We start from the raw sequence: 11,657 nt of genomic DNA, 5'->3' as shown, positions 1-11,657 counted from the left end.
ATGACCCTGCTGGAACTGCGCGACCTCACCATCACCTACGCCTCCGCGCGCGGCCCGGTGCCCGCGGTGCGCGGGGTGAACCTGACCCTGGACGCCGGGCAGACCCTCGGCATGGCGGGGGAGTCCGGCTGCGGGAAGTCCACCGTGGCCATGTCCATCCTGCGGCTGCTGCCGCGCAGCGCGACCATCAGCGGGCAGATCCTGCTCGACGGCGAGGACGTCACCGGCATGTCCTGGGGCCGGCTGCGCGCGGTGCGCTGGGCCGCGGCCTCGGTGATCTTCCAGGGCGCGATGCACGCGCTCAACCCGGTGCGCCGCATCGGCGAGCAGATCGCCGAACCCATCCTGGTGCACAAGGGCGCGGGCGCGGCCTCCAGCCGTCAGTCCGATGTGGACGCAGCAGTGGCCGAGCTGCTGGAACGCGTCGGACTGCCCGCCCGGCACGCCCGTGCCTACCCGCACGAGCTCTCCGGCGGGCAGAAGCAGCGGGTGATGATCGCCCTCGCGCTGGCCTGCTCGCCGCGGCTGGTCATCGCCGACGAACCGACCACCGCGCTGGATGTCATGGTGCAGGCCCAGGTGCTGGACCTGCTGGCCGAACTGGTCGCCGAACGCGGCATCGGCCTGATGATGATCAGCCACGACCTGTCCGTGCTGGCCCAGACCTGCCAGCGGCTGGCGGTCATGTACGCCGGGCGGATCGTCGAGCTCGGACCCGCCCGGCAGGTCACCACCGCCCCGGTGCACCCCTACAGCGCCGCGCTGTCCGCGGCCTTCCCGACCGTGGGCGACCCAGCCTCCCGGATGGCCCCCCGCGGCCTGCCCGGCGACCCGCCCGACCCGGCCGACCTGCCCAGTGGCTGCCCGTTCCACCCCAGATGTGGTGTCTCCCGACCGGAATGCGCCACCACCGATCTCCAGCTGCGGCCCGCGGGCGAGGACCACGCCGCGGCCTGCGTGCACGCCCACGTCCCGGAGGCCGCCCGATGAGCCCGCTGCTGCGCGCGGAGGACCTCGCCGTGCACTTCCGCTCCCGCGCCGGCGCCACCGCCCGCGCCGTGGACGGGGTGAACCTGACCGTCAACGCCGGGGAGATCACCGCGCTGGTCGGGGAGTCCGGCTGCGGCAAGACCACCCTGGCCCGCACCCTGCTCGGCCTGGAACGCCCCACCCGTGGCCAGGTCAGCTTCGAAGGGCAGCCGCTGCCGCGCTCTGCCAAGGGGTTGCGCGCCTACCGCCGCCAGGTGCAGCTCATCCTGCAGGACCCCACCGGCGCGCTCAACCCGCGGCACACCGTCTACGAGGCCGTCGCCGAGGGCCTGCGCATCCACCGCACCCCCGGCAACGAGGCCGAGCAGGTCGCCGACGCCCTTTCCCGCGCCGGGCTCCGCCCACCGGAACGCTTCTTCCGGGTCTTCCCGCACGAGCTCTCCGGCGGCCAGCGCCAGCGCGTGGTCATCGCCGGCGCGCTGGCCCTGCACCCCAGGCTGCTCATCGCCGACGAACCGGTGGCCTCCCTGGACGCCTCCGTCCGCGGCGAGATCCTCGCGCTGCTGCTCAAGCTCCGCGCCGAGCTCGACCTGGCCGCCCTGGTCGTCACCCACGACCTCGGCCTGGCCTGGAACATCGCCGACCGGGTCGCGGTGATGTACCTGGGCCGCATCGTGGAAGCGGGCCCGGTCGAACAGGTCCTCACCAGCCCCCGGCACCCCTACACCCAGGCACTGCTGTCCGTGCTCGGGGAGAACCGCACCGTGCTGACCGGCGAGGCCCCCGACCCCACCCGCGTCCCCGGCGGCTGCCGCTTCCACCCCCGCTGCCCCGCCCTGGCCGGTGGCGCCGCGGCGGCGGTGGCCGAGTCCTGCCGCCGGATCGACCTGCCCGTGCTCACCGCCGACACCGGAACCGAGGTCGCCTGCCACCTGGCCACCGCCCCCGTGCACCACTGACGAGCCGGGAAGGGCATGCTGAACCCGTGCCAGCCGAACCTGCCATCCCCGTCGAACTGGTCCAGCACGCGCTGCGCGCCATGCGCGCGGGCACCTACCGGCTGGAGTCCACCCCCGACGGGGTGACCGTGAGCCTGGTGATGGCGGTCAGCCCAGCCGGCCGCCGCAACGCCGCCGAACGCCTGCTCCGGTCCCTGGCCGAGTACAACCTCACCGTGGCCGCCCCGGACCCGCTGACCGCGCTCACCGACAGCCCCATCGGCCTGCGCGTCGTCCCCGCCGATGGCTGAGCGCCTGGGCGGCAGACCCGCGCCCGCCACCGACACCACCGTGCACAACCGCGACTGGGACGTTGAGCAGGACCTCTCCGGCCAGAGCTTCACCCGGGTCGCCTTCCTCGACGTGGACCTCTCGGAGATGTCCAGCCGCCAGGCCACCTTCACCGACTGCACCTTCCGGCAGTGCCGGTTCAACGCCAGCGAACACACCGGCAGCGCCTTCCTCAACTGCACCTTCACCCGCTGCCGCTTCTTCGACACCCAGTTCGTCGACTGCAAGCTCAGCGGCAGCATGTTCGACGGCTGCACCTACGAGCTGTTCACCGTCACCGGCGGCGACTGGTCCTACGTCGGCCTGCCCGGCGCCAACCTCACCCGCGCCACCTTCACCGGCACCCGCCTGCGCGAGGCCGACCTCACCGCCGCCCGCCTCCGCAAGGCCACCCTGCACCGGGTCGACCTCACCGACGCGCTGCTGCACCGGGTCGACCTCACCCAGGCCGACCTCCGCGGCACCGACCTGACCGCCCTGGATCCCCGCAACGCCGAGCTCCAGGGCGCGCGGATCGACCCGGACCAGGCCCTGGTGCTGGTCACCGCGCTCGGCCTGCGCGTCGGCTGACCCCGCGCGCCGGAAATCCCGCGACCGGTCGCAGCCGCACCGGCTAGCTTGCCCGCCATGAAGGACCGGCCACCCGCCCTGACCGATGAGGTCCTGCGCGAAGCGTTGCACGCCTGGCACATCACCCCCACCAGCCTCACCCACGCCCCCGTCGGCTTCGGCGACCACCACTGGACCGCCACCGACGACCACAGCCCCCGCTGGTTCGTCACCGTCGCCGACCTGACCGGCAAGCCCCACTGCGGCCCCACCCCCGATCTCGCCTGGCACGGCCTCCACCAGGCCATGGCCACCGCCGCCGCGCTGCCCCTGGACTTCGTGGCCGCCCCGCTGCGCACCCCCGACGGCCACACCCTGCGCCGCCTCGGCTCCCACTACGCGATCAGCGTCTTCCCCTACCTGGACGGCAGCACCGGCGACTTCGGCGACCCCCTCACCCCCGCCGACCGCGCCGAGCTCCTCGACCTGCTGGCCAGCCTCCACCACACCCCACCCCCGCCAACCACCCCACCCCACCGCCCAGACCTGCCCTCCCGAACCCAGCTCAACACCGCCCTGAGCACCCTCCGCGGTCCCTGGACCGGCGGCCCCTTCGCCGAACCCGCCCGCGACCTGCTCACCCGGCACGCCACCACCCTCCAGCGCCGGCTCGAGGAGTTCGACCACCGAGCCGCCACCCTGCGCGGCCGCCCGGTGCTCACCCACGGCGAACCCCACCCCGGCAACCTGCTCCGCACCCGGCACCGCCGCTACCTGCTCGACTGGGACACCGTCGCCCTGGCCGTGCCCGAACGCGACCTGTGGCTGCTCGCCCCGGACGCCGGGGACCTGGCTCGCTACACCGAAATCAGCGGCCACCCGGTCGACCCCTCGGCCCTGGAGCTGTACCGGCTGCGCTGGGCACTGGAGGACGTCGCCGCCTTCCTCACCTGGTTCCGCGCCCCGCACACCCGCACCGCCGACACCGAACAGGCCTGGACCGGTCTCGCCGGCACCCTGGCCGAGCTGGGCGATGGCTAGGGTGGGTGATCATGAGCGAGCAGAAGGAACGCATGCTGCGCGGCGAGCTGTACCGGGACAACGATCCGGTGCTCCTCGCCGAACGCCGGCACTGCCAGCGCCTGGTCGATGAGTTCAACGCGACCCGCTCCGGTGAGGACGAGGAACGCCAGCGGATCCTGACGGAACTGCTGGGTGGCATCGGCACGGGATCGTGGATCATGCCGCGGTTGCAGTGCGACTACGGCTACCTGATTCGCATGGGGGACAACAGCTTCATCAACTACGACGCGATCCTGATGGACTGCGCGCCGATCACCATCGGCAACGACGTCTCCATCGGGCCACGGGCGCAGCTGCTCACCGCGCTGCACCCGATCGAGGGCCACGAGCTGCGGCGGCAGCGCTGGGAGACCGCGGCGCCGATCACCATCGGCGACAACGCCTGGCTCGGCGGCGGCGTCATCGTCTGCCCCGGCGTCACCATCGGCGCGAACACCGTGGTCGGCGCGGGCAGCGTGGTGACCAGGGACCTGCCCGAACGGGTGCTGGCCGCGGGCAACCCCTGCCGGGTGATCAGAAACTTGTGAGGCGCTGACCTGGGGCATTACCTCTGGGGTAATCGACAGCGTGACCCCCGGCGGGAGATCGTCATGCCAGCAAGCACGAACGACGATCTTCCGACCGAGGAGTCACGATGACCGCTCAGACCTCCACCGCCACCGCTGCCAACACCCACGGCCTGCTCCGCCTGGCACTGCGCCTGGACGCGGTGGCCTCCGGCGGGATGGGGCTGCTCCTGCTGCTGGGCAGTTCCTTCCTCACCGAGCTGCTGGGCCTGCCCGCCGGGCTGCTGCTCGGCGCGGGCGCGGTGCTGGTCGTCTTCGCCGCCGGTGTGGCCACCGTGGGTATGCGGCAGCGACTCAGCCGGGTCGGCGCCTGGGAGATCGTGGTGATCAACGCGCTGTGGGTCATCGCCAGCCTCGCGGTCGCCGCGACGGTGTCCATGACCGGCCTGGGTCTGGCGTTCGTGCTGGTCCAGGCGGCCGCGGTGGCGGTGTTCGCCGAGCTCCAGGTGGTCGGGCTGCGCCGGGCGGCCCGGTAGTGCGGTGACTTGTCGAAGGCTCCGGTGCTGGATACAGTGGCGCTCCATTCAAACTTGAGTATTGGGGGACGTCATGCGGATCCTGGTCACCGGAGCCAGCGGGACCATCGGCGGCGAGGTGCTCCGGCAGCTGCTCGCCGCCGGGCACACGGTGCGGGCGCTCACCCGCGACCCGGCCCGGGCAGGCCTGCCCGCAGCCGCCGAGGTGGTCGCCGGGAACCTGGCCGAACCGGACACCCTCACCGGACTGTTCACCGAGGTGGACCGGATGTTCCTGGCACCCGCCTTCGCGCTCGCCACGACGGCGGCGGAGGTCGTGGCCGCCGCGACCGCCGCCGGGGTGCGGCGGATCGTGACGCTGTCCTCAGGCGCGGTGGTCGACGACGAACCCGGTGTCGACGAGGCCGACTACCACCACGCCGCCGAGGTGACCGTGGAACGGGCGGTGGAGGCCGCCGGGGTCGAGTGGACGCACGTGCGGGCCGGGGAGTTCATGGCCAACACCCTGGACTGGGCGCAGGCCATCCGCACCACCGGTGTGGTGAGCTCGCCCTTCGGCAAGATCGCCAGCGGGATGGTGCACGAGGCCGACATCGCCGCGGTCGCGGTCGCCGCGCTGACCCAGGACGGGCACCACGGAGCCAAGTACGTGCTCACCGGATCAGAGCTGGTCACCCCACCGGAACAGGTCGCCGCGATCGCCGCGGCGATCGGCCGGGAGCTGCGGTTCGAGGCGATCAGCCCGGCCCAGGCGCGGGCGAACTGGCAGGCTCAGGGCCATGACCCGGTGTTCATCGACTGGATGCTGGGACCTGAGGACGCCCCGTTCGCCGAGTCGGATTTCGCAGGGGCGGCGGAGTTGACCGATGACGTCGAGCGGGTGCTGGGACGCCCCGCTCACCCCTACGCGCGATGGGCCGCCGATCATGCAGATGACTTCCGGTAAGCCAAGGACCTACGCCCCCGCCGGTGACCGGGCCACCCGGCCGGTCGGCGAACTGCTCCGCGGGTGGCGGGACCGCAGGCGGCTCAGCCAGCTGGAGCTGGCGGTGCAGGCCGACATCTCCACCCGGCACCTCAGCTTCGTCGAGACCGGGCGGTCCAAGCCCAGCCGGGACATGCTGCTGCACCTGGCCGAACAGCTGGACCTGCCCCTGCGGGAACGCAACCACCTGCTCTTCGCCGCCGGCTACGCGCCGGTCTACGCCGAGTCGGAGCTGGACGCCCCGCACATGGCCGCGGTCCGGACCGCGGTGCGGCAGATCCTCACCGCCCACGAGCCCTATCCGGCGGTTGTCATCGACCGGGCCTGGACCATGGTGGAGGCCAACGCCAGCATCGGCGTGCTGACCGAAGGCGTGCGGCCCGACCTGCTCACGCCACCGGTGAACGTGCTGCGCGCCAGCCTGCACCCCGACGGGCTCGCGCCGCGGATCGCGAACCTGGGGGAGTGGCGGGCCCACCTACTGGGCAGGCTGCGGCGGCAGGTGGCGATGACCGCCGACCCGGTGCTGACCGAGCTGTACGGCGAGCTGTCCGGCTATCCGTGCGCCGAGCCGGAACCCGAGGTCGAGCTGCCGGGACCGGGCGAGGTCGTGGTGCCGCTGCGGGTGCGCCACCAGGGCCGGGAGCTGACCTTCTTCAGCATGGTCGCCACCTTCGGCACCCCGGCCGACATCACCGTCTCCGAACTGGCCATCGAGTCCTTCTTCCCGGCCGACGCGGCGACCGCGGCCGCGCTGCGCGGGTAGTCAGGAGGTCGGCCGGAGTGAGCTGAGCAGCAGCTCGGTGAAGTCCGCGCCGATCTCCGCCGCGCTCTTCGGACCACTCGGGCGGTACCAGACCGCCATGTGGTGGATGGCGCCGAAGAAGGAGTGCGTCACCAGGTCCGCCGAGATGTCCGGGCGGAACTCGCCGGTGCGCTGGCCTTCCTCGACCAGGCCGCGGAAGCGCTCGTGGTAGCGGCGGCGCTCGGCGCGCACGGTGGCCAGGGTGGTCGGCGGCAGGTGGTGCATCTCCCGGAAGAACACCGTCACCTCGCGCAGGCTGCCCGCGCTGCTGGTCACCACGTCCTCGGCGGCGGCGCGCAGGCGATCGGCGGGGGAGCCCGCGCTGGTGGCGATCTCTTCCAGGCGGTAGGTCTGGCGGAACAGCAGGCGCCGGTAGACCTCGTGCAGCAGCTCGGCCTTGGACTTGAAGTAGTGGTACAGGCCGCCCTTGGTCACCCCGGCGGCATCGGAGATCTCCTGCACCGAGGTGGCCGGGTAGCCCTTCTCGGCGAACAGGCGGGTGGCGGCCTCGACCAGCCGCTCCGGGACAAACCGGTCGGTAGGTTCGGGTGCGGATCGTGCGGACACAGTGCTGATAATGCCAGCAAAGGGGCCGACCGGCTGCACCCGATGAGCGGCATTGCCGACATTCCAACTGGTCGGTAACCTCCGTGGGGTGGCACTGACGGACACCCGAGAGGTCGACGCCCTGGTGGTGGACTACGGCGGGGTGCTGACCACCTCGATCCGCTCCTCCTTCCGCGACTGGTGCGAGGCCGACGGCATCACCCAGGACAGCCTGCGCGGATTGCTCGGCGACTGGCTCGGCGCGCGGGCCGAGGCGGGCAACCCGATCCACCTGCTGGAGACCGGCGAGCTGGACACCGGCGAGTTCGAGCGGCACCTGGCCGCCCGGCTGGAGACCGTGGACGGGCGGGTGATCGAGCCGGAAGGGCTGATCCGGCGCATGTTCGCCGGAGTGCGGCCGGATGAGGCGATGCTCGGCCTGCTGCGGGCTGCCCGCGCGGCCGGGCTGCGCACCGCGCTGCTGTCCAACAGCTGGGGCGGCGGCTACCCGATGGCGCGGCTGCGGGAGCTGTGCGAGGTGATCGTGATCAGCGGCGAGGTCGGGCTGCGCAAGCCGGACGCGGCGATCTACGAGCACAGCGCGGAGCTGCTGGGCCTGCCCGCGGGGCGGTGCGTGTTCGTCGACGACGCCGAGCCCAACGTGCTCGGCGCGCGAGCGGTGGGCATGCACGCGGTGTGGCACACCGACGCGGAGAGCACCATCGCGGCGGTGGCCGCGCTGGCGCCCGGACTGGCGGGAGGAACGGCATGAGCGGCTCGGACGCGTTGCCAGGGCTCGACCTCGGGCGGTTCCGGGACTACCTCGATGAGCAGCGGCCCGGGTTGCGGGCCGGGGAGCTGCGGGCCGAGCTGATCGCGGGCGGGCGCTCGAACCTGACCTACGCCGTCACCGACGGGGTGCACGAGTGGGTGCTGCGGCGACCGCCGCTGGGACACGTGCTGGCCACCGCGCACGACATGGGCCGGGAGCACCGGGTGATCACCGCGCTGCGGGACACCGCGGTGCCGGTGCCGACCACCGTGCTGCTCTGCGCCGACACCGAGGTGCTCGGCGCGCCGTTCTACCTCATGGAGCGCACGCCGGGGCAGGTGCTGCGGACCAGGAGCGACGCGGCCTGGCTGCGGCGGGAGCAGGCGCGCGCGTTGTCGCTGGAGCTGGTGGAGGTGCTGGCCGACCTGCACGCCGTGGCCCCGGACTCGGTGGGGCTGGGCGACTTCGGGCGGCCGGAGGGGTTCCTGACCCGGCAGGTCAACCGGTGGAAGAAGCAGCTGGACGCCTCGCGCAGCCGGGAGCTGGCCGGCATCGACGAGCTGCACGCCCAGCTGGGCGCGCGGATCCCGGACTCCGGGCCACCGGCCATCCTGCACGGGGACTACCGGCTGGGCAACGTGCTGGTGGGCCAGGACCCGGTGCGGATCACCGGGGTGCTGGACTGGGAGATGTCCACCCTGGGCGATCCGCTGACCGACCTGGGGCTGCTGGCGGTCTACAACCACGACCTCGGGGCCGCGGGGGAGGAGATCTCCGGCAGCAACTCGGTGCCGGGGCTGGCCGCCACCGAGGAGCTGATCGCGCACTACGCCCAGCGCAGCGGCCGGGACGTCGGGCGGCTGAACTGGTACGTGGCGCTGAGCTTCTTCAAGCTCGCGGTGATCGTGGAGGGCATCCACTTCCGGTTCGTGGCCGGCCAGACCGTCGGCGCGGGCTTCGACAAGATCGGCAAACTCACGCCCCTGCTGGTGAGCAGCGGGTTGACCGCACTGGCAGAGGAGAGCTAGATGGACTTCGCCCTCGACGAGCGCACGCTGGAGCTGCGCGAGAAGCTGCTGGCGTTCATGGACTCCCACATCTACCCGGCCGAACGCGAGTTGCTCGGCGCCGAGCCCGCGCCCGGCGCGGAGTGGGACCGGCCCTCGGTGATGGAGGACCTCAAGGAAGAGGCCCGCAAGCGGGGTCTGTGGAACCTGTTCCTGCCCGGCGCGCACGGCGCGGGGCTGACCAACCTGCAGTACGCGCCGCTGGCCGAGGTCACCGGGCGCAGCCCCGCACTGGCCCCGGAAGCGCTCAACTGCGCCGCGCCGGACACCGGCAACATGGAGCTGCTGGCTGAGTTCGGCTCCGAGGCGCAGCAGCGGCGGTGGCTGGAACCGTTGCTGGGCGGGCAGATCCGCTCCGCGTTCTGCATGACCGAACCGGACGTGGCCTCCTCCGACGCGAGCAACATCGCCACCCGGATCGAACGCGACGGCGACCACTACGTCGTCAACGGCCGCAAGTGGTACGCCTCCGGCGCGATGAGCCCGGACTGCGCGGTGCTCATCGTGATGGGCAAGACCGATCCGGCCGCGGACCGGCACCGCCAGCAGAGCATGATCATCGTCCCCGCGGACACCTCGGGGGTGGACATCAAGCGCGGCATGCACGTCTTCGGCTACACCGACGGCGCGCACGGCGGGCACGCCGAAGTCGTCTTCACCGACGTCCGGGTGCCGGTGGAGAACCTGGTCGCCGGTGAGGGCGACGGGTTCGCCATCGCGCAGGCCCGGCTCGGGCCCGGCCGGATCCACCACTGCATGCGCCTGGTCGGCATGGCCGAACGGGCCCTGGAACTGATGTGCCGCCGGGCCTGGGACCGGGTGGCCTTCGGCAAGCCGCTGGCCGAGCAGGGCGTGGTGCGGGAGTGGATCGCCGAGTCGCGGGTGCGCATCGAGCAGACCCGGCTGCTGGTGCTCAAGACCGCCTGGCTGATGGACAACGTCGGCAACAAGGGCGCGCACACCGAGATCCAGGCGATCAAGATCGCCACCCCGCGGATGACCGAATGGGTGGTGGACAAGGCGATCCAGGCGCACGGCGCCGGGGGAGTCAGCCAGGACATCCCGCTGGCGCACCTGTGGGCGCAGGCCCGCACGCTGCGGCTGGCCGACGGGCCGGACGAGGTGCACCTGGCCTCGCTGGCGCGCCGGGAACTGAAGAAGTACCAGGGCTAGCCGGGCCGGGAGCGGTGTGTCCACTGTGGACACGCCGCTCCCGGTCGCGCGGTCAGCTCCGCCGGAAGGAGAACGGGCAGTGCGTGCCGCCCAGGCCCAGCGTGGTCGGCCGCTCGAAGGTCATCCCGTGCCGGTCCGGATCGATCGCGCCGATCCAGCTCTCATCCCACGCGCACATCACCGGCGTCAGCTCGGCGGCGTCGTGTGCGAGGAGCAGGTCGTGGTAGAAGCACCGCCGCACCTCCAGCAGGTAGGCGCGGTCGTCGTCGGCCGCGCGGTGGAAGGTGAAACCCGCGCCGAAGGCGTGTTCCTCCCTGGCCTTGCTGATCGCGACCATGGTGGCGAAGGCGTCCTCGGCGTAGTCCAGGGCGTACCTGGTGCCCTGGGCGACCTGCTCGGCGAACGGCTCGGTCAGCGCCCGCCGCAACAGCGTGTGCCGGTCGGCATCGACTGGCAGCGCCCGGAACGCGGCCACCAGCACGGTGACCAGGTCCAGGTTGTGCCGGGCCGCCTCGTCGACGATCCGGTGGGACTGCCTGGCGGCCAGCTCCGCGCCGGTCGTCCTGGCCGCGGCGGTGTCGAAGCCGGGGATCAGCTCGGCGAGCCTGGTGAGGAAACCGTCGATCAGCGGGGGAATCTCGCTCGCCGGATCCGGCAGGTAGGCGGCGTCGAGCGGTTCGAACTGGTTGGTGGACATACTGGTCCTCTCTCAAGGTCCCAGCGCGCTCCACCAACCGACCTGGCGCTGACTAATGGTTGACGGCGACCACTATGGCACAGCGGTCAGGTCGTCAGGGTGAAATCGGTGAAGGTGGCGGTGAACCCGGTGCCGTCGGGGGAGGCGCACATCGGGCCGATCCAGGCCGGGCGCTTCGGCGGCAGGTAGGCCAGCCGCAGCATGGTCTCCGGGGCCGCGCCGTCCACGCCGTAGCGGATGGTCACCGCGTCGCCGGAGCGCTGCACCGACAGCCGCACCTCGCGCAGCCCGGCGGGCGCGGGCAGCACCGACCAGTCGGAGAACTCCCTGGTCGCCACGGCGCTGAGCCACAGCCTGCCGTCCAGCTCGATCCCGGACTTGATCCAGTTCCGCTCGTCCAGGCGGATCATCAGCCCGGCCTGGTCGTAGCGGTCGTGGTAGTCGGCGCGGAAGGTCACCGAGGCGGTGAAGTCACCCGGCATCCGGCGGCCGAGGAAGTGCCCGGTGTCGCGGATGAAACCGTAGTGGGTGACCCGCCAGAAGTCGGTGTCCGGCGCGGTGCGCACGGTCAGCCGACCGTCCGAGACGCTCCACCTGGGCGGCTCGTTGAGCCAGGCCCAGTCACTGCTGCCGAAGTCCGCCGCGCTCATCCCGCGATC

General features: G+C 72.3%; 13 protein-coding genes and 1 pseudogene. 11 read left to right on the top strand and 3 right to left on the bottom strand.

The features are described from left to right. The 8 genes and pseudogenes from N8J89_RS41975 to N8J89_RS22205 form a co-directional block, all read left to right on the top strand. Nucleotides 1-1,865, top strand: a pseudogene (locus N8J89_RS41975) (dipeptide ABC transporter ATP-binding protein); the annotation flags it as partial. 110 nt (nucleotides 1,866-1,975) lie between these two features. Further along, nucleotides 1,976-2,239: a phospholipase D-like domain-containing protein gene (locus N8J89_RS22235; protein ID WP_283658920.1), complete on the top strand. Its 264-nt coding sequence runs from the start codon at nucleotides 1,976-1,978 to the stop codon at nucleotides 2,237-2,239. After that, on the top strand, nucleotides 2,232-2,849 hold the full coding sequence (locus N8J89_RS22230; protein ID WP_283658919.1) for a pentapeptide repeat-containing protein: 618 nt from the start codon (nucleotides 2,232-2,234) through the stop codon (nucleotides 2,847-2,849). The genes N8J89_RS22235 and N8J89_RS22230 overlap by 8 nt, the downstream gene beginning before the upstream one ends. 57 nt (nucleotides 2,850-2,906) lie before the next feature. Beyond that, on the top strand, nucleotides 2,907-3,869 hold the full coding sequence (locus tag N8J89_RS22225) for a phosphotransferase (RefSeq protein ID WP_283658918.1): 963 nt from the start codon (nucleotides 2,907-2,909) through the stop codon (nucleotides 3,867-3,869). An 11-nt stretch (nucleotides 3,870-3,880) separates the two neighbouring features. Beyond that, nucleotides 3,881-4,438 carry a sugar O-acetyltransferase gene (locus N8J89_RS22220; RefSeq protein ID WP_283658917.1) on the top strand — a complete coding sequence of 186 codons (558 nt, stop codon included), beginning with the start codon at nucleotides 3,881-3,883 and terminating at the stop codon, nucleotides 4,436-4,438. A 107-nt stretch (nucleotides 4,439-4,545) separates the two neighbouring features. After that, nucleotides 4,546-4,953 carry a hypothetical protein gene (locus N8J89_RS22215; protein ID WP_283658916.1) on the top strand — a complete coding sequence of 136 codons (408 nt, stop codon included), beginning with the start codon at nucleotides 4,546-4,548 and terminating at the stop codon, nucleotides 4,951-4,953. Between the two features lie 73 nt (nucleotides 4,954-5,026). After that, nucleotides 5,027-5,899, top strand: coding sequence for an NmrA family NAD(P)-binding protein (locus tag N8J89_RS22210; protein ID WP_283658915.1), 873 nt, complete (start codon nucleotides 5,027-5,029; stop codon nucleotides 5,897-5,899). Further along, a complete protein-coding gene (locus tag N8J89_RS22205) occupies nucleotides 5,886-6,704 on the top strand; it encodes a helix-turn-helix domain-containing protein (RefSeq protein WP_283658914.1) in 819 nt (272 codons plus the stop codon). Before N8J89_RS22210 ends, N8J89_RS22205 begins: the two co-directional genes overlap by 14 nt. On the opposite strand, the gene N8J89_RS22200 is transcribed toward N8J89_RS22205, so the two are convergent. Beyond that, a complete protein-coding gene (locus N8J89_RS22200) occupies nucleotides 6,705-7,319 on the bottom strand; it encodes a TetR/AcrR family transcriptional regulator (protein WP_502868496.1) in 615 nt (204 codons plus the stop codon). A 79-nt stretch (nucleotides 7,320-7,398) separates the two neighbouring features. Between N8J89_RS22200 and N8J89_RS22195 the strand changes: the two genes are divergently transcribed. Genes N8J89_RS22195 through N8J89_RS22185 form a run of 3 tightly spaced genes read left to right on the top strand, consistent with a single transcriptional unit; the run spans nucleotide 7,399 to nucleotide 10,301 of the window. Next, a complete protein-coding gene (locus N8J89_RS22195; RefSeq protein WP_283658912.1) occupies nucleotides 7,399-8,061 on the top strand; it encodes an HAD family hydrolase in 663 nt (220 codons plus the stop codon). Next, complete coding sequence (locus N8J89_RS22190; protein WP_283658911.1) at nucleotides 8,058-9,089, top strand: phosphotransferase family protein; 1,032 nt, start codon at nucleotides 8,058-8,060, stop codon at nucleotides 9,087-9,089. Before N8J89_RS22195 ends, N8J89_RS22190 begins: the two co-directional genes overlap by 4 nt. Continuing rightward, nucleotides 9,090-10,301, top strand: a complete 1,212-nt coding sequence (locus tag N8J89_RS22185) for an acyl-CoA dehydrogenase family protein (RefSeq protein ID WP_283658910.1) — start codon at nucleotides 9,090-9,092, stop codon at nucleotides 10,299-10,301. It begins immediately after the preceding gene. A 52-nt stretch (nucleotides 10,302-10,353) separates the two neighbouring features. Here N8J89_RS22185 and N8J89_RS22180 read toward each other — a convergent pair whose 3' ends face one another. Further along, nucleotides 10,354-10,998 (bottom strand): L-2-amino-thiazoline-4-carboxylic acid hydrolase, encoded by a 645-nt coding sequence (locus N8J89_RS22180; protein ID WP_283658909.1) that lies wholly within the window; start codon nucleotides 10,996-10,998, stop codon nucleotides 10,354-10,356. An 86-nt stretch (nucleotides 10,999-11,084) separates the two neighbouring features. Then, complete coding sequence (locus tag N8J89_RS22175; protein WP_283658908.1) at nucleotides 11,085-11,648, bottom strand: DUF1349 domain-containing protein; 564 nt, start codon at nucleotides 11,646-11,648, stop codon at nucleotides 11,085-11,087. Between the last annotated feature and the right edge of the window lie 9 nt (nucleotides 11,649-11,657).

The organism is Crossiella sp. CA-258035 (assembly GCF_030064675.1).
GTDB lineage: Bacteria > Actinomycetota > Actinomycetes > Mycobacteriales > Pseudonocardiaceae > Crossiella.
The sequence above is the reverse complement of the archived record's forward strand: the minus strand, read 5'-3'. Positions and strand labels throughout refer to the sequence as shown.